The following is a 17,298-nucleotide window of genomic DNA, read 5'->3' as shown; positions in this document are numbered from 1 at the left end:
CGTCAACAACGCCGCCCCCTGCGGAGACCTCAGCGCACGGGGTCGCCAGCCTTGCGCAGCGCGTCCTTGACCTCACCGACCCGCAGGGTCCCGAAGTGGAACACGGTCGCGGCCAGGACGGCGTCGGCGCCCGCGGCGACCGCGGGCGGGAAGTGCTCCAGTCGCCCGGCACCGCCGCTGGCGATGACCGGGACACCGACCGCGGCGCGCACCAACCGGATCAGGTCGAGGTCGAAGCCATCGGCAGTGCCGTCCGCGTCCATCGCGTTGAGCAGGATCTCCCCGGCACCCAGCTCGGCGGCACGGGCGGCCCATTGGACCGCGTCCAGGCCCGCCGACTTCCGACCACCGTGCGTGGTGACCTCGAAGCCCGACTCCGTGCCCGGCGCACGGCGGGCGTCCACGGAGAGCACCAGCACCTGACTCCCGAACCGGTCCGCGATCTCGGCGACCAGTCCGGGCCGGTGGATCGCGGCGGTGTTGACCGCAACCTTGTCGGCGCCGGCACGCAACAGCCGGTCCACGTCGTCCACGCTGCCGACACCCCCGCCGACGGTCAGTGGGATGAACACCTGCTCGGCGGTGCGCGAGACGATCTCCATGGTCGTCGCCCGACCCTGGTGGGACGCCGAGATGTCGAGGAAGGTCAACTCGTCGGCGCCCTCCGCGTCGTAGCGCCGGGCCAGCTCGACCGGGTCGCCCGCGTCGCGGAGGTTCTCGAAGTTGACCCCCTTGACCACCCGACCCTCGTCGACGTCGAGGCACGGGATCACCCGGATCGCGAGGCTCATGGCCGGTCGGGCCAGGTCAGGGCGAGGGCGTCCTCGAGAGTGAAGCGGCCCTCGTAGAGCGCGGTGCCGACGATCGCGCCCTCGACGCCCCGGTCGACCATGGCCATCAGCGCCCGGAGGTCAGCGAGCTCGGTGATGCCACCGGAGGCGACCACCGGCCGGTCGGTCGCCGCGCACACGTCCGTGAGCAGCTGGAGGTTCGGCCCCTGCAGCATGCCGTCCTTGTTGACGTCGGTGACGACGTAGCGAGCACAGCCCTCGGCATCGAGTCGCTCCAGCACCTCGTAGAGGTCGCCACCCTCACGGGTCCACCCACGCGCGGCCAGGGTCCGACCGCGGACGTCCAGGCCGATCGCCACCCTGTCGCCGTACGCCGCGATCGCGTGCGCACACCATTCCGGCTGCTCGAGCGCGGCGGTTCCGATGTTGACCCGGCGGCAGCCGGTCGCCATCGCGGCCTCGAGGGATGCGTCGTCACGGATGCCGCCGCTCATCTCGACCCGGATGTCGAGCGTCCCGACGATCTTCGCCTGCAGCGCACGGTTGTCGCCACGACCGAACGCCGCGTCGAGGTCGACCAGATGCAACCACTCCGCGCCGGCCTCCTGCCAGCGCAGCGCGGCCTCGATCGGATCCCCGAACCGCTTCTCCGATCCCGCGACCCCCTGCACCAGCTGGACAGCCTGGCCGCCCGCGATGTCGACGGCGGGCAGCAGCTCGAGATGGGTCACCATGCCCCGAACTCTATTCATCGCCGAGGCGGCGCAACTTTGCAGGTCGATCTGCAAAGTTGCGCCGCCTCGACCCCGATTCGTTGCAAGTCTGCGCCGCCTCGACGATCCCGGGCCGCCACAGGCTCACAGCGAGGACACCCAGTTGGCCAGCAGGCGGGCGCCGGCGTCGCCGGACTTCTCCGGGTGGAACTGGGTGGCGGTGAGCGGGCCGTTCTCGACGGCGGCGACGAAGCGGTCCTCGCGGCCGGACGGTCCGTGCGCGGCCCACGTCACCAGGGGTGGCCGGGTCCGACCGTTCGTCACCAGGGACCACTCCCGTACGCCGTAGGAGTGCACGAAGTAGAACCGCTCCCCCTCCACACCGGCGAACAACGGCGAGCCCTGCGGGACCTCGACGGTGTTCCACCCCATGTGGGGTACGACGGGGGCCTGCAAGCGCTCGACGACCCCGGGCCACTCGTCGCAGCCGTCGGTCTCCACGCCGTGCTCCACGCCGCGGCTGAACAGCACCTGCATCCCCACGCAGATGCCCAAGACCGGTCGGCCGCCAGCCAGTCGACGTCCGATCACCTCGGGACCGTGAACCGCCTGCAGCCCCCGCATGCACGCGGCGAACGCGCCGACACCGGGCACCACCAGGCCGTCCGCCTCACGGGCGGCGGTGCGGTCGGCGGTCAGCTCGACGCGGGCACCGGCGCGCTCCAGGGCACGCACCACCGAGCGGACGTTGCCGGAGCCGTAGTCCAGGACGACGACCTCAGGGTTCGACAAGCTGCGCCGCCCCTGCTAGAGGCTGCCCTTGGTCGACGGAACGCCCGTCTCCCGAGGGTCCAGCGCCACGGCGTCGCGGAACGCGTGGGCGACGGCCTTGAACTGGGCCTCGACCAGGTGGTGCGGCTCGCGGCCGGCCAGCACCCGCACGTGCAGGGCGAGGTGGGCGTGGAAGGCCACGGTCTCGAAGACGTGGCGGGTGAGCGAGCCGAGGTAAGCCGTCCCGGAGCCGCCGAGCAGGACGTACTGCTGCCCCTCCGGCTCGCCGGTGTGCACACAGTAGGGCCGACCGGAGACGTCCACGACCGCCTGCACCAGCGCCTCATCCAGCGGCACACACGCGTCACCGAATCGCCGGATGCCGACCTTGTCGCCGAGCGCCTCCCGCAGTGCCTCCCCGAGCACGATCGCGGTGTCCTCGACCGTGTGGTGAGCGTCGATCTGCGTGTCGCCCTCGGTGTGCACGCTCAGGTCGAGCAGGGCGTGCCGGCCGAACGCATCGAGCATGTGGTCGTAGAACCCGACACCGGTGGAGACGTCGGTGCGGCCCGACCCGTCGAGGTCGACCTCGACGACGACCTTGGACTCCTTGGTCTGCCGTTCGCAGCGTGCGGTCCTGCTCATTGCCGTCCCACCTTCGTCAGGGCGTCCTTGAATGCTTCCATCTCGTCCGGCGTGCCGATCGAGACGCGGAGCCAGCCCGCCGGGCCGACCTCGCGGATCAGCACCCCATGATCCAGCAACTGCTCCCAGACCGCACGTCGGTTGTCGAACCGGCCGAAGAGCACGAAGTTGGCGTCGCTGTCGGCCACCGCGAAGTCCCGCTCGCGCAGCCATCGGACCAGGGCGTCGCGCTCCTTGCGGAGCTGGTCGACCCGGCCGAGCAGCACGGGTGCGTGGGCCAGCGCGGCGAGCGCCGTCGCCTGGGTCGTGCTCGAGAGGTGATAGGGCAGCCTGACGACCCGCAGCGCGTCGCAGACCCGCGGGTCGGCGGCGAGGTAGCCCAGCCGCAGTCCCGCTGCTGCGAACGCCTTGCTCATCGTCCGGGTGATCACCAGGTTCGGGTGGTCGGCCAGCAGCTCGAGAGCACTGGGCGTGCCGGTCCGGCGGAACTCGGCGTACGCCTCGTCGATCACGAGCACCCCGTCGCCGACCAGCGCGGCGACCTGCCCGACCACGTCGTGCGGCAGGGCAGTGCCGGTCGGGTTGTTCGGGCTCGGCAGCAGCACCACTGAGGGACGGTGCTCGGCGATCAGCGCGGCGGCGTGGTCGAGATCGAAGGAGAAGTCGTCGTGGCGGTGCCCCTCGACCCAGGCGGTGTGGGTGTCCCGGGCGTACTCCGGATACATCGAGTACGTCGGCGCGAAGCTCATCGCCACCCGCCCGGGCCCACCGAAGGCCTGGAGCAGGTGCAGCATCACCTCGTTCGAGCCGTTCGCGGCCCATACCTGCTCGACCGCGACGCGCACGCCGGACTCGGCCGCCAGGTAGTCCCTGAGCGCCGAGCGCAGCGCGGTGAAGTCACGGTCGGGGTAGCGGTTGAGCCGACCGGCAGCCTGCGCCACCCGAGTGGCGATCTCGGCGACGACCTCGGCCGGCGGACCGTACGGGTTCTCGTTGGTGTTCAGCTGCACCGGGACGTCGAGCTGGGGCGCGCCGTACGGCTCGACCCCGCGGAGCTCCTCACGCAGCGGCGGTGACCAGGTCACAGCCGCACCCGGACCGCGGCGGCGTGCCCGGGCAGGTCCTCGGCCTCGGCCAGGTCCACCACGTGACCCGCGACCTGGTCCAGCGCCGCCTCGTCGTACTCCACGACGTGCACGGCTCTGCGGAAGGCGCGGACCGACAGCCCCGAACTGTGGCAGGCGCAGCCGGCCGTGGGGAGGACGTGGTTCGAGCCTGCGCAGTAGTCGCCGAGCGACACCGGAGCGAACGGCCCGACGAAGATGGCACCCGCGTTGCGGACCCGCGACGCGACCGTCGCCGCGTCGGCCGTCTGGACCTCCAGGTGCTCGGCGGCGTAGGCGTTCACGACGTCGAGGCCCTGCTCAATGCCGTCGACCAGGACGGTGCCGGACTGCCGGCCAGTCAGCGCGGTGCGGATCCGCTCGACGTGCTTGGTGGCTGCGATCTGCCGCTCGAGCTCGACATCGACGGCGTCGGCGAGCCGGGTCGAGTCGGTCACCAGCACCGACGCGGCGAGCGGGTCATGCTCGGCCTGGCTGATCAGGTCCGCGGCCACGTAGGCGGGGTCCGCGGTGACGTCGGCGAGGATCGCGATCTCGGTCGGGCCCGCCTCGGAGTCGATCCCGACGACGCCACGCAGCAGCCGCTTGGCCGCCACGACGTAGATGTTGCCGGGGCCGGTGACCAGGTCGACCGGGCGGCAGGGTCCAGCGCCGTACGCCAGCATCGCGATCGCCTGTGCACCCCCGGCGGCGTACACCTCGTCGACCCCGAGCAGCGCACAGGCGGCCAGGATGGTCGGGTGCGGCAGACCGTCGCCCCATCGACCGAAGCCGTCGCGTTGCGGCGAGCTGGTCAGCGCGATCGAGCCGACACCGGCGACCTGAGCGGGTACGACGTTCATCACCACGCTGGACACCAGCGGGGCGAGCCCACCCGGGACGTAGAGCCCGACCCGGTCGACCGGCACCATCCGCTGGGTCACCCGGGCGCCGGGTGCCAGGTCGGTGACGACGTCCGCCTCGAGCTCTGCCTCGCAGGTCGTCCGGAGCCGACGGATCGACTCCTCGAGCCCGGCTCGGACGTCGGGATCCAGTCGTTCGAGCGCCTCCGCGATCGCCTCCGCAGGCACCGCGATGTCGGTCTGCTCGACGCCGTCGAACTTCGCCGAGTAGTCGATGACAGCGGCCATGCCGCGCTCGTGGACGTCGTCGCAGATCGGTCCCACCACGTGCAGCGCGGCGTCGACGTCGAAGTCGGCACGCGGCACGAGGGTGCGGTAGTCAGGGGCGGATGCTGCTGCGCCACCCCTGAGGTCGATCCGGCGCATCATGGAGATCAGTCTATGTAGCCGACGGCAGCTTTCCCGGCCGCGTTCACCGGCCGGGATCGGCTGGGTCGTCCGTGCCCCGGACCCGCTCGAGCAGCACCACCGGGATCACCCGCGTGGTCTTCGCCTCGTAGTCGGCGAACCCGGGAAAGCGCTCCTTCTGGGTGGACCAGATCGGCTCGCGCTCCTCGGCGTCGAGCACGCGGGCGGTGACGTCGACGGTCTGGACCTCGCCGTCGACCCCGACCTCGATCCGTGCCTCAGGGTGCGCGGTCAGGTTATGGAACCAGTCGGGATGGGTGTCGGCGCCCGCCTTGGACGCGAACACCGCGTAGGCGTCGCCGACCGCCTGGTACATCATCGGGCTGACCCGCTCCTGGCCGGTGCGGGCACCGGTGCTGTGCAGCAGCAGCAGCGGCGCGCCCTCGAACCCGCCACCGACTCTCCCGCCGTTCGCGCGGAACTCGTCGATGATCTGGGCGTTGTGGTCCACCATGTCGCCAACCTACTCGCCCGCGAGCCGATCTCCGACCTCCCGGCCCGCCCGTGGCGAAGCCGCTAGTTTGGGGCCGTGCCCACGCTGCCGATGTTCCCGCTGAACACGGTGCTGCTCCCGGGCATGGTGATCCCGCTGCACGTCTTCGAGGACCGCTACCGGGCCATGGTGCGCGACCTGCTCGCCATCCCCGATCCGACCCAGCGGCTCTTCGGGGTGGTGGCGATCCGCGAGGGCTATGAGGTCGGCGACCACGGCGTGCAGTCCGCGCACAGGGTCGGCACGCTCGCCCAGGTCACCGAGGTCACCCCGCACGAGGACGGCCGCTTCGACCTGCTGGTCACCGGCCGGCAGCGACTGAAGATGGAGACGATGAACACCGCGGGCGAGTACTTCACCGCGGACGTCGAGCTCCTCGCCGACGAGGAGGAGACGGACCCCGAGGCGATCGAGCACGCCCGGCTCCAGGCGGACCACACGCTCGCGGTCTTCGAGCGCTACCGGGACGCGCTCTCCACGCTGCGCGGCGACACAGTCCTGACCGGGACCATGCCCGCGGACCCGACGTACCTCTCGTTCGCGCTGGCGGCGACCTGCCTGCTCACCCTCCGCGAGCGCCAAGCGCTGCTCGAGGCCGACAGCGCAGTCGAGCGGCTGGCCATGCTCGCCGCCGCGCTGCGCACGGAGATGCGCGCCATGCGCGCGCTGCCGTCCCTTCCCGCGACCGAGGTCGCCCGGACCCGTTGGTCGCCGAACTGATGGGTCGCAGGGGAAAGGAGGACCGGGTCGGGACGCCGGCCACGGTGGCGCTCGACCGGGCCGGGGTCGCCTACTCCGTGCACTCCTACGAGCACGACCCGACGGTCAGGTCGTACGGCCTCGAGGCCGCCCACGCCCTCGGTCTCGACCCGGCCCGTGTGCTCAAGACGCTGGTCGCCGAGGTGGATGGGGAGCTGACGGTGGCGGTGGTCCCGGTGGACGCCGAGCTGGACCTGAAGGCCCTCGCCATCACGCTGGGTGCGAAGCGCGCCGCGATGGCGGACCTCGCGTCCGCGGAGCGGTCCAGCGGGTACGTCGTCGGCGGGATCTCGCCGCTGGGCCAGAAGCGCCCGCTGCGTACCGTCGTCGACGCATCGGCCGGGGCGCAGGAGACCGTCTACGTCTCTGCGGGTCGGCGCGGCACCGACCTGGGCCTGGCTCCCGACGACCTCGTGCGCCTGACCGGCGCGACCCTGGCCCCCATCGCGCGCCGCTGAGCCCGGGCGAGCGACTAGTTCGTGGCCAGCTTCAGCAGCGTGTGGGTGATTCCCCCGTCGTTCCAGGCACTGAACCCCAGCGCCTGGAACGGTGCAAGGTCGCTGTCGACCGCTGCAGCGTCCGCCGGACCGCTGGCATTGCCGACCAGCTCGGCGATCTTCTGGCGCCAGGCGTCGTCGATGCGGAGGAAGAAGACTGCGACCGCGTGGTCGGCGTCGGGCACGACCTTCTCGAAGGTGCCGTCCGACCCGAGGTCGCCATGCTGGCGGACCCGGGCGGCGTAGGTCGCGCTGGTGGCCACCGTGACGTGGGTGTCGTCCTTCCGCTCCGTCAACCCGAGGTCGGCGAGGCTCGTCCGGGTGCGGTGCTGCACCCGTGACAGCACGGCGTCGATGCCCGGTCCGTCGCCGGTCACCGTGACGGCCGCCGGCAGGCTGCTGATGCCGTCGAGGGAGCTGAGCTGCCGCGGCGGCGTGCCGTCCACGCTGAGCACCAGCGCCGTGCCGAGCATGGTCTGGAGATCCTCCGGCAGCCGCAGTCCGGTCTGCGCCCGCGTCTGCTTGATGAACGCCGTCCGGGTCCCGCCGTCCAGCCCGGCGACCCGGTCGACCAGTGTGGTCGCGTAGTCCCCCGGGACGCCGATGCCCAGCGCCAGCGCGGTGTCGGCGGGCAGTCGACCGACAGCATCTCCGACCGCACTGCCGTCCGTGGCGTGGACGCCCCCGGTCGCGGTGGCGAGCTCGGCGCCGCCCTCGCTGAAGCGAAGAGTGCCGGCCATGCCCCGGAACCCCTTGAGGGTGTCCTTGAGTGAGCCCAGGTCCGCACCGAACATGCCTCGGTCGAGCTCCCTGAGTCCGAGGTCGGCGGCCGACTTCGCGACATAGAAGCTCAGCACTCCGGCGTCACCGGTCTGTCCGGTCCAGTGCTGGTACGACGCATCGTCGGCCAGGTCGTGACTGCGTCCGTCGGCCACGATCAAGCGCGCGTGCGCCGTGCTGTCGCTGATGATCGCGTAGCCGGCCGCCATCGCGATACCGACGTCTGCGGGATGCGAGCAGGCCATGATCCGGTCGAGGCCGCGCCGCGCCGCTGCGGCATCCTGCACCTGCAGCGCGAGCACCGGCGTCGGAGACGCCTCGCCGAGGTCGACCGCGCCGAGCGCCGCGCGGTTGCCCAGCCAGGACCCGACGTCGCGGTCGAAGGACATCGATCGGCAGCCGCCCGAGGCGATCATCTTGTCGAAGATGAGCTTGCGGACGTCGTCGCCGGGGCCCAGGTCGATCTGCTTGCGCAGGTCAGGGAACTTCCGCATGGTGCGGATGGCCTCGATCTTCTGTCCGGCCGAGGGATCCAGGTCCACCGAGACCACCGCGATCGTGGACGCGGGCAGAACGTCCTCGGGGTGCGGCCCGCCGCCGATCAGCCTGACGGCCGCGTAGGTGCCCACTCCCAGCACAGCCACGACCAGGACCGCCACCGCGGTGACGATGGCGAGCCGGCGGCGACGTCCCAGGGGCATCGCGCTGCCGGGAGCCGTGCTGGGCTCATCGGTGCCGTCGGTGCCGTCGCTGGTCATCAGCGCCCGGGGTCCGGCGGGGGCGGGCCCTCGTCGGTCGGCTTGTCCGGCACGACCCGGCTCTCGGTCGCAGCCGGCCGCGGCGAGCTCAGCAGCAGCACGACCAGACCACTGAGCACCGCACCTAGCGACCAGGCGTACTCGACGACGTGGGCCTTGGTGTGCAGCTGCAACGGGACCCGTGTGCCCTTGGCGGCCGTCCGAAGCACCACGTCGGGGTCAGCCGGACCCAGGTGCAGCCCGACGACGACCATCAGCCACGCCGCGAGTGCGCCCCCGGCAGCGAGCAGCACGACCATCAGCACCGGACGGGTACGCCGCGCGAGCATCAGCACCGCCCCGGCGAGCAGGCCGCCGACACCGCCGATCGTGAAGAACCAACCGTCGATCCCCATCACCTCGGCCAGCTGCACCTGGTCCATCAGGCCGCCGGTGCCGCTGCGGGTGTAGGTCGGCAGGTGGACGACGGCATGCCAGACGAAGGCGCCGACGACTCCGAGGACGGCGAAGCCGACGGCGACGATGAGCACATCGGTGAGCACCTCGCTCGGCGACCCCGGCAGCGGGCCGGACCGCGTGGGGCGGGTCGTCGTCGGTGCGGGCGCGCTCACTGCATGCACCCGGGGCCGAGCAGCTGCTTGAGGTCCGCGATCAGCGCCGGCGTGGAGGTGACCCTCAGCCGGTCGTCGATGCGGAACACCTTCGTCGAGCCGCGCGACTTGAGCAGCATCTGCACCTCTGTCATTCCGGGATGGGTTCGCAGGATGTCCTTCAGCTGCTCGACCATCGCGGGGGTGCAGCGTGTGGACGGTACCGAGATCCGCAACGGCCCCCCGGTGGCGGTCCGAAGATCCGGCGCCGAGACCTCCTGTCCGTGCAGCTCGGGCTGATCCTTGCTGCGCGAGAGTCTGCCCTTGACGATCACCACGGAGTCCTCGATCAGCAGGGGGGCCGCCAACGCGTAGGACGACGGGAACAGCAGCACGTCCACGGCACCCTCGAGGTCCTCGACCGTGACCATCGCCCAGTTGTCGCCTCGCTTGGTGATCTTGCGCTGAACTCCGGTGATCAGGCCGCAGATCGTGGTCTGCGCACCGTCCGGTCGCGAGTCGTCGGCCAGCAGCTGCCCGATCGTGCAGTCGGCCGCGTTGGCAAGCACGTGCTCGAGCCCGAGCAGTGGGTGGTCGGAGACGTAGAGCCCCAACATGTCCCGCTCGTGGGCGAGGAGGGTCTGCTTGTCCCACTCCTCGATGTCGGGGACGACCACGTCGACGCCGAAGCCGCTCTCGTTGTCGTCCATGCCGCCGAAGAGCGAGTCCTGGCCGATCGCCTCGTTGCGCTTGATGTCGACGTACTGGTCGACCGCCTGCTCGTGGATGGCGACCAGCGCCCGGCGCCGGTGCTGCAGCGAGTCGAATGCCCCGGCCTTGACCAGGGAGTCGATCAGCCGCTTGTTGCACACCTGCGGCGGCACCTTGCCCATGAAGTCGCCGAAGTCGGCGTACCGCCCCTTCTCGCGACGCGCCTCGATGATCTGGTCGACGACGTTGCTGCCGACGTTGCGGATCGCGGTGAGTCCGAAGCGGATGTCGGTGCCGACCGGGGTGAAGTTCGCCTCGGATTCGTTCACGTCCGGAGGCAGCACCTGGATCTTCATCCGGCGACACTCGTTGAGGTAGATCGCCATCTTGTCCTTGTCGTCCTTGACGGACGTCAACAGCGCGGCCATGTACTCGGCCGGATAGTTCGCCTTGAGGTATGCCGTCCAGTACGACACCAGGCCGTACGCCGCGGAGTGCGCCTTGTTGAAGGCGTAGTCGGAGAACGGGACCAGGATCTCCCAGAGCGTGTTCACCGCGGCCATCGAGAAGCCGCGATCGGTCATGCCGGCGGAGAAGGCCGCGAACTGCTTGTCGAGCTCGGACTTCTTCTTCTTGCCCATCGCGCGACGCAGCAGGTCCGCCTGACCCAGCGTGTAGCCCGCCAGCTTCTGGGCGATCGCCATGACCTGCTCCTGATAGACGATCAGGCCGTAGGTCTCGCCGAGCACGTCCTCGAGGGCCTCGGCCAGCTCGGGATGGATGGGGACGACGGGCTCCCGGCCGGTCTTCCGGCGGGCGTACTTGTTGTGGGAGTCGGCCCCCATCGGGCCGGGCCGGTAGAGCGCACCGACCGCGGAGATGTCCTCGAACGTGTCGGGCTGCATGCTGCGCAGCAGCGCCCGCATCGGGCCGCCATCGAGCTGGAACACGCCGAGCGTGTCGCCACGCTGGAGCAGGGCGTACGTCGCCGGGTCGGTCAGCTCGAGGTCCTCGAGGACGACCTTCTCGCCGCGGTTGTTGGCGATGTTGATCAGTGCGTCGTCGAGCACCGTCAGGTTGCGGAGCCCGAGGAAGTCCATCTTGATCAGCCCGAGCTTCTCGCAGGTCGGGTAGTCGAACTGGGTGATGATCGCGCCGTCGGCCGGGCGCCGCATCACCGGGATCACGTCGAGCAGCGGTTCGCTGGACATGATCACGCCCGCGGCGTGCACGCCCCACTGACGCTTCAGGCCCTCGATGCCGATCGCCGTGTCGACGACCGTCTTCACATCGGGCTCGGAGTCGTAGAGCTTGCGGAAGTCGCCGCCCTCACCGAAGCGCGGGTGAGTCTCGTCGAAGAGACTCTTGAGCGGCACGTCCTTGCCCATCACCGGAGCCGGCATGGCCTTGGTGATCCGGTCACCCATCGCGAAGGGGTAGCCGAGGATGCGTGAGGAGTCCTTGACGGCCTGCTTGGCCTTGATGGTGCCGTAGGTGACGATCATCGAGACGCGGTCGTCGCCGTACTTGTCGCTCACGTAGCGGATGACCTCGCCGCGCCGACGCTCATCGAAGTCGATGTCGAAGTCGGGCATCGAGACCCGGTCGGGGTTGAGGAACCGCTCGAAGATCAGCCCGTGGCGCAGGGGGTCCAGGTCGGTGATCCGCATGGCGTACGCGCACATCGACCCGGCCCCGGAGCCACGGCCGGGCCCGACCCGGATGCCGTGGTCCTTGGCCCAGTTGATGAAGTCGGCCACCACGAGGAAGTAGCCGGGGAAGCCCATCTGGGTGATCACGCCGACCTCGAAGTCCGCCTGCTTGCGCACCGCGTCGGGGATGCCCTCCGGGTAGCGGTAGCGCAGCCCCTTCTCGACCTCCTTGACGAACCAGGAGTTCTCGTCCTCACCCTCCGGGCAGGGGAACCGGGGCATGTAGGTGCCGTTGCCCTCGGTGAACTCCACCCCGCACCGCTCGGCGATCAGCAGGGTGTTGTCGCAGGCCTCGCGCAGGTCGTAGCGGTCGACCCAGATCTCGCGCATCTCGGCGGGGGACTTGATGTAGTAGCCGTCGCCGTCGAACTTGAACCGCTTCGGGTCCGCCATCGTGCTGCCGCTGGAGACGCAGAGGAGGTGCTCCTGCGACGGCGCGTCCTCGCGCAGCACGTAGTGGGAGTCGTTGGTCGCGATCGGCGGGATGCCGAGGTCCCTGCTGAGCCGGAGCAGGTCGTCGCGGACCCGCCGCTCGATGCCCAGTCCGTGGTCCATCAGCTCGAGGAAGTAGTTGTCGCGGCCCAGGATGTCCTGGAAGTCGGCGGCCGCCTGCCGGGCCTTCTCGTAGTCCCCGATGCGCAGCCAGACCTGGACCTCGCCCGACGGGCAGCCGGTGGTGCCGATCAGTCCGCTGGCGTACTCGGCGAGCAGCTCGCGGTCGGCGCGCGGCTGGTAGAAGTAGCCCTCCATGCTCGCCCGACTGCTGAGCCGGAACAGGTTGTGCATCCCGACGGTGTTCTCGGCGAGCAGGGTCATGTGGGTGTACGCGCCGGAACCGGAGACGTCGTCGTCGCCGCCGTCGTTCCACCGGACCCGCTTCTTGTCGAAGCGGCTGGTGTTCGGGGTGAAATAGGCCTCCATGCCGACGATCCCGTTGATGCCGGCGGCCTTCGCCTTGGACCAGAACTCGTAGGCGCCGAAGACGTTGCCGTGGTCGGTCATCGCGATGGAGTCCATGCCGAGCTCGGCGGTGCGCTGCATCATGTCGCCGAGCCGTGCGGCGCCGTCGAGCATGGAGTACTCAGTGTGCACGTGAAGGTGCGCGAATCCGTCGCTCGAGCCAGCCGCCATCTCCTCGCCTGTTCTCCTCTGCGCGCGCCACTCTCACCCTGAGCTCTGAGGGCCTCGGGCCGGACTGGGGAAGGTCGTCAGCCTATGCGACCGACCCCATCGATCGTGACAGGGCACACCGACACTTCGCCGGCGCCGGCTCATCGGTGCCGGCTCAGCCGAACCAGTGCAGGAAACGACCGTGGCTGTGGGTCCGGCCACCGCGCGTCCGTCCACGCCGAGCACGAAGCCCGCCGGGTGCGGCGGCGCGTCCGGTGCGGTGGCGGTGACCGCCTCGAGGACGCGCGGAGCCTCGTTGCTCACCCAATGGCAGCTCCCACGGGCAACCAGGTCGGCCATCGTCGCGGCGAACTCCGTGCGCTCCCCCAGGTCGAGGTAGGCGATCACCGCGGAGTGGAACACGACCGGCGTCCCCCAACGGCCCGCCTCCTCGACGAGCGCCGGTACGGCGGCGAGCAGGTCGCCCTGGCGCAGGTCGGGCGGCTCCGCTCGGGCGATCTCGATCGCCTCATGCAGCAGCGACCGCCGATCGTCCTGCTCTGGCCACACCAGTGTTTCCAGCCAGGCGACTGCATCGTCGTCGTACACGCTCAGGGGATGCAGGTCGAGGCCGATCCGCTGGACCACCCGGGGCAGCGCCGCCGGCAGCGGCACCGGCCCGTCGACGGACGCGGTGAGCGTCGGCCCGCCGGCGCCGGCCAACCTGCCGCCTGGCGCCCACTCGTAGTCGTACCGGTCCGGGAAGAGGCACAGGCCGGCGCTGGCGCCGACCTCGACCAGGACCAGGGGCTCGGGGAAGAGCCCGAACGCAGGCACCAGCGTCGCCAGCCGGCCCACCTCGTTGGTCTGGGTCGAGCGCTCGCGAATCGTCTCCTTGACCTCGGCTTCGTGGTCCAGAAGCACCCGTTTGAGCTCGGCGTACGGCGCCGGCGCCGCCGCGCCGTGCCATCGAGCAGCGGCGAAGACGAGATTGGGCTGCTGCTTGAGCCGGGGCAGCTCCGCCAGCCACGCGTGCACCTCGGCGTCGTCCGCGACGCCGAGGGCCCAGTCCTCGAAGCACGGCGACTCACCGCGGGCGTGCGCGGCGAAGTCGCGGTAGCGACGCGCAAGGTCCCCGTGCATCTCCATGGCGCCATCGTGCCAGTGCGGGCGGCGCACCTGCGTGCCGAGGCAGCCGTGGTGTCGGGTCCGAGCGCTACCGCTGCGCGCCCTCCCAGGCGCTCAGGCTCTCCCCGATGACGACCTCCATCACCGGCGCGATCAGCTCTGCCGGCAGGCCGGGCGCGTGCCTGGCCATCCGGGCCACGATCTCCTGCTCGCGCTCGCGGTCACGCCCGGCGTGACCGGCGTCAGCCCCGGCCTGCTCCTTGTGCCCCTGGATCGCCATGGTCAGCGCGAGGCGGCGCGCCAGGACCTCGGCCAGCTCTGCGTCGGCGGCGTCGACCTGGGCCCGCAGGAACGCCAACGGATCGTTGCCGGGCCAGACCATCCGGACGTCGGGTGATCGCTCCTGGTTCCCGGAGCCGTCCGTATGCTCCAGCTCGATCAGCCCGTGCCGACGGTAGAAGGCTCGGGCCGGCGTGTTCGACGCGAACACCCAGAGCCCGAACCCGCGTGGTCGTTGCGCCCGGACGACGTCCAGGAGCGCGCTCCCCACCCCGGTGCCCTGGTGGTCAGGGCCGACGTACAGCCCATCGAGCCAGTCGGCTTCGAGGCTCGCGAACCCGACCAGGCCGAGGTCTGTCTCCGCGACCCAGACCTCACGTGCGCCTGGTCCGGTGAGCCGCCAGCCCGACACCCAGGAGCGGACGTCCCCAGGCGTGTCGGCCACGGGCGGCATGTGCGGGACCGCGGCGGCGCGGGTGGCCAGGTAGAGCTCGGCGATCTCGGTCAGGTCCGCGGTCGTAGCCGTGCGCAGGCTCAGGTCGATCGGCTCAACTGGCATCCCGGACCACCTCGAGCGCGTTCGCCAGATCGTCGGGGTAGGGCGACTCGTAGGTGACGTACCCCCCCGACCGCGGGTGCTCGAAGCCCAGTCGCACCGCGTGCAGCCACTGCCGCTCGAGGCCGAGCCATCGGGCCAGGGTCGGATCCGCCCCGTAGGTGAGGTCGCCGACGCACGGATGCTTCAACGCAGCCATGTGCACCCGGATCTGGTGGGTCCGGCCCGTCTCCAGGTGGATCTCCAGCAGACTGGCGAAGCGGTGCGCCTCCAGCGTCTCGTAGTGCGTGACGCTGTGCTTGCCGTCCTCCCGTACGGCGAACTTCCAGTCGGCCTTAGCGGCCCGGCCGATCGGGGCGTCGATGGTGCCCTGCAACGGGTCGGGGTGCCCCTGGACGAGAGCGTGGTAGGTCTTGTCGACCGTTCGATCGCGGAACGCGTTCTTCAGCACCGAGTAGGCGCGCTCGCTCTTGCAGATCACCATCACCCCGGAGGTGCCGACGTCGAGCCGCTGCACGATGCCCTGGCGCTCCGCCGCCCCACTGGTCGCGATCCGGACGCCGGCGGCACGCAGGTGCCCGACGACCGTTGGCCCGGTCCAGCCCATGGACGGGTGCACGGCCACTCCGACCGGCTTGTCGAGGACCACGATCGCGTCGTCCTCGTGGATGATCCGCACCCCGTCGACGACCTCCTCGACGATCTCGAGCGGGTCCGCGACGCGCGGGATATACACCTCGAGGGTGCTGCCGGGCAGCAGCCGGTCGGACTTGGCCACCACCTGGCCGTCGACCACGACGTGGCCGTCGGCGATGAGGTCTGCGGCGCGGGTGCGCGAGATGCCGAACATCTTGGCCAGGCCCGCGTCCACCCGCACGCCGCCGACGCCCTCGGGAACGATCAGCGTGCGCAGCTCGGCGTCGTCAGCCATGGCGCGCCTCCCGGGATCCGTCGAGATGCACCCCCCGCACCACCTGCACGAGGATCAGCACCGCAGCCACGTTGATGCAGATGTCCGCGACGTTGAAGACCGGCCAGTGCGGGAACTCGATGAAGTCAACCACGTGGCCGCGGAAGGGCCCCGGCGGGCGGAACATCCTGTCCGCCAGGTTGCCCAGGATGCCGGCGAGCAGGAACCCGAAGGCCCAGGCCCAGCCGAGGGAACGTACACGCAGCACGAACCAGATCACCACGACCGCGGCGACGATGGCAACCACGGTGATCACCGGGGTGTAGCCGGTACCGGTGCTGAAGGCGGCACCGGGGTTCCTGGCGAAGGTCAGCTGCACCCAGTGGCCGAGCAGCTGGACGGGGGCACGATCCTGGAGGTGGTGCACGGCCAACACCTTGGTCACTGTGTCGACGACCAGAGCCACGACGGCCACAACGAAGGCCAGCGCCGCCCGGACCGGAGGCGTCTCCGCAGGAGGCTGCTCGGGGCTCGAGGAAGTCAGCGACGCTCCTCGCGCTGCTTGCACGACAGGCACATCGTCGCTCGGGGGAAGGCCATCAGTCGATTCTTCCCGATCGGCTCACCGCAGCTCTCGCAGACCCCGTAGCTGCCGTCCGCGATGCGCTCCAGCGCGTGCTCGGACTGGCTGAGCATGTCGCGGGCGTTGTTCGCGATCGTCATCTCCTGGTCACGCTCGAAGGTCGCGGACCCCACGTCGGCCTGGTCGTTGCCGGCCCCGTCGGTCCCACTGCGCATCAGGCCGACCAGGTCGGCCTCGGCCGCCGCGAGCTCGGCGACGAGCCGCTTGACGTCGCTCTTGAGCTGGTTGCGGACCTCGGCCAGCTCATCGTTGGTCCACGACTTCTCGTTCGGCAGCACCACCAGTCGGGCGGCCGACCCCTTGCGACCGGTCACCTTCTTGGCGGGCGCGGTCTTCTTGGCCGGTGCGGTCTTCTTGGCCGGTGCGGCCTTCTTGGCCGGTGCGGCCTTCTTGGCCGGTGCGGCCTTCTTGGCCGGCGCGGCATTCTTGGCCGGTGCGGCCTTCTTGGCCGGTGCGGCCTTCTTGGCCGGTGCGGCCTTCTTGGCCGGTGCGGCCTTCTTGGCCGGTGCGGCCTTCTTGCCGGGCGCTGACTGCCCGGACGACGTGGCGGGCGCTGGCTTGCGCACTACCTTTCGCGCCGCGGCGCCGGCCCGGCTCACCAGCGAGCGCTTCGGGGAAGTTGCCATGGCTGAGCGCCCCTATCGGGATCGGAGAAGAGCAACCGCTGCTCCGCGGTCACTGCGTACGTGGTGGCGCGAGGATACGAGGATGCCCACCGCCCTTCAACTCGCCATGCCGAAGGCGGCCGCTCCCGGGGCCATGGCACAATTGCGGCGAGCCGCACGACGTTGAGGGGACGAGTAGTCCGCCGTACGACCACGAGCGACCCGGGGATGGTGTGAGCCCGGGGGTACGACGGCAGACGAAGATCATCCCGGAGTTGCCGGAGGAAACACCCTCGGGTGGAGTAGAACCGGCGGCGGCTCGGACCCGGAGTGGGTCGGCGGAACGCGCGTCGGCCAAGGAGGGTGGTACCGCGGGAGCTCCGGCTCTCGTCCCTTCGGAAGCGATCGACGTT

General features: G+C 70.6%; 17 protein-coding genes. 2 read left to right on the top strand and 15 right to left on the bottom strand.

Translation table 11 applies throughout. The annotated features are described in order from the left end of the window. Positions 1–29 precede the first annotated feature (29 nt). The 7 genes from hisF to Q9R13_RS00130 all read right to left on the bottom strand — a co-directional run bounded on the left by hisF (position 30) and on the right by Q9R13_RS00130 (position 5,808). A complete protein-coding gene (gene hisF, locus Q9R13_RS00160; RefSeq protein WP_310963006.1) occupies positions 30–791 on the bottom strand; it encodes an imidazole glycerol phosphate synthase subunit HisF in 762 nt (253 codons plus the stop codon). Next, complete coding sequence (priA, locus tag Q9R13_RS00155) at positions 788–1,525, bottom strand: bifunctional 1-(5-phosphoribosyl)-5-((5-phosphoribosylamino)methylideneamino)imidazole-4-carboxamide isomerase/phosphoribosylanthranilate isomerase PriA (RefSeq protein ID WP_310963005.1); 738 nt, start codon at positions 1,523–1,525, stop codon at positions 788–790. The genes hisF and priA overlap by 4 nt, the downstream gene beginning before the upstream one ends. Positions 1,526–1,648: 123 nt before the next feature. Next, positions 1,649–2,296 carry an imidazole glycerol phosphate synthase subunit HisH gene (gene hisH / locus Q9R13_RS00150; RefSeq protein ID WP_310963004.1) on the bottom strand — a complete coding sequence of 216 codons (648 nt, stop codon included), beginning with the start codon at positions 2,294–2,296 and terminating at the stop codon, positions 1,649–1,651. A 15-nt stretch (positions 2,297–2,311) separates the two neighbouring features. Further along, positions 2,312–2,920, bottom strand: a complete 609-nt coding sequence (hisB, locus tag Q9R13_RS00145) for an imidazoleglycerol-phosphate dehydratase HisB (protein ID WP_310963003.1) — start codon at positions 2,918–2,920, stop codon at positions 2,312–2,314. Beyond that, the gene (locus tag Q9R13_RS00140; protein ID WP_310963002.1) at positions 2,917–4,005 is read right to left on the bottom strand and encodes a histidinol-phosphate transaminase; all 1,089 of its coding nucleotides are present in this window, start codon (positions 4,003–4,005) and stop codon (positions 2,917–2,919) included. Before Q9R13_RS00140 ends, hisB begins: the two co-directional genes overlap by 4 nt. Then, positions 4,002–5,315, bottom strand: coding sequence for a histidinol dehydrogenase (gene hisD, locus Q9R13_RS00135; protein WP_310963001.1), 1,314 nt, complete (start codon positions 5,313–5,315; stop codon positions 4,002–4,004). The genes Q9R13_RS00140 and hisD overlap by 4 nt, the downstream gene beginning before the upstream one ends. 43 nt (positions 5,316–5,358) lie before the next feature. After that, a complete protein-coding gene (locus Q9R13_RS00130) occupies positions 5,359–5,808 on the bottom strand; it encodes a nitroreductase/quinone reductase family protein (protein ID WP_310963000.1) in 450 nt (149 codons plus the stop codon). A gap of 75 nt (positions 5,809–5,883) precedes the next feature. On the opposite strand from Q9R13_RS00130, the gene Q9R13_RS00125 reads away from it, so the two are divergent. Next, on the top strand, positions 5,884–6,567 hold the full coding sequence (locus tag Q9R13_RS00125) for an LON peptidase substrate-binding domain-containing protein (RefSeq protein ID WP_310962999.1): 684 nt from the start codon (positions 5,884–5,886) through the stop codon (positions 6,565–6,567). Beyond that, complete coding sequence (gene ybaK, locus Q9R13_RS00120) at positions 6,567–7,064, top strand: Cys-tRNA(Pro) deacylase (protein ID WP_310962998.1); 498 nt, start codon at positions 6,567–6,569, stop codon at positions 7,062–7,064. The genes Q9R13_RS00125 and ybaK overlap by 1 nt, the downstream gene beginning before the upstream one ends. Before the next feature lie 14 nt (positions 7,065–7,078). Here ybaK and Q9R13_RS00115 read toward each other — a convergent pair whose 3' ends face one another. The 8 genes from Q9R13_RS00115 to Q9R13_RS00080 form a co-directional block, all read right to left on the bottom strand. Continuing rightward, entirely contained in the window at positions 7,079–8,641 is a 1,563-nt protein-coding gene (locus Q9R13_RS00115) for a DUF3352 domain-containing protein (protein ID WP_310962997.1), read from the bottom strand. Beyond that, on the bottom strand, positions 8,641–9,252 hold the full coding sequence (locus tag Q9R13_RS00110; protein ID WP_310962996.1) for a hypothetical protein: 612 nt from the start codon (positions 9,250–9,252) through the stop codon (positions 8,641–8,643). Before Q9R13_RS00110 ends, Q9R13_RS00115 begins: the two co-directional genes overlap by 1 nt. After that, positions 9,249–12,785: a DNA polymerase III subunit alpha gene (gene dnaE / locus Q9R13_RS00105; protein ID WP_310962995.1), complete on the bottom strand. Its 3,537-nt coding sequence runs from the start codon at positions 12,783–12,785 to the stop codon at positions 9,249–9,251. The genes Q9R13_RS00110 and dnaE overlap by 4 nt, the downstream gene beginning before the upstream one ends. A gap of 33 nt (positions 12,786–12,818) precedes the next feature. Next, the gene (locus tag Q9R13_RS00100; RefSeq protein WP_310962994.1) at positions 12,819–13,913 is read right to left on the bottom strand and encodes a DUF2332 domain-containing protein; all 1,095 of its coding nucleotides are present in this window, start codon (positions 13,911–13,913) and stop codon (positions 12,819–12,821) included. Positions 13,914–13,980: 67 nt separating this feature from the next. Beyond that, complete coding sequence (locus Q9R13_RS00095; RefSeq protein WP_310962993.1) at positions 13,981–14,730, bottom strand: GNAT family N-acetyltransferase; 750 nt, start codon at positions 14,728–14,730, stop codon at positions 13,981–13,983. Then, positions 14,720–15,640, bottom strand: a complete 921-nt coding sequence (locus Q9R13_RS00090; RefSeq protein ID WP_458295171.1) for an RluA family pseudouridine synthase — start codon at positions 15,638–15,640, stop codon at positions 14,720–14,722. The genes Q9R13_RS00095 and Q9R13_RS00090 overlap by 11 nt, the downstream gene beginning before the upstream one ends. 10 nt (positions 15,641–15,650) lie before the next feature. After that, positions 15,651–16,205 (bottom strand): signal peptidase II, encoded by a 555-nt coding sequence (gene lspA, locus Q9R13_RS00085; protein ID WP_310962991.1) that lies wholly within the window; start codon positions 16,203–16,205, stop codon positions 15,651–15,653. Beyond that, on the bottom strand, positions 16,178–16,906 hold the full coding sequence (locus tag Q9R13_RS00080) for a TraR/DksA family transcriptional regulator (protein WP_310962990.1): 729 nt from the start codon (positions 16,904–16,906) through the stop codon (positions 16,178–16,180). The genes lspA and Q9R13_RS00080 overlap by 28 nt, the downstream gene beginning before the upstream one ends. Positions 16,907–17,298 lie beyond the last annotated feature (392 nt).

This window comes from Nocardioides marmorisolisilvae (assembly GCF_031656915.1).
Lineage (GTDB): Bacteria > Actinomycetota > Actinomycetes > Propionibacteriales > Nocardioidaceae > Marmoricola > Marmoricola terrisoli.
Note: the sequence above shows the minus strand (reverse complement) of the source record. Positions and strands in the feature narration are given on the sequence as shown.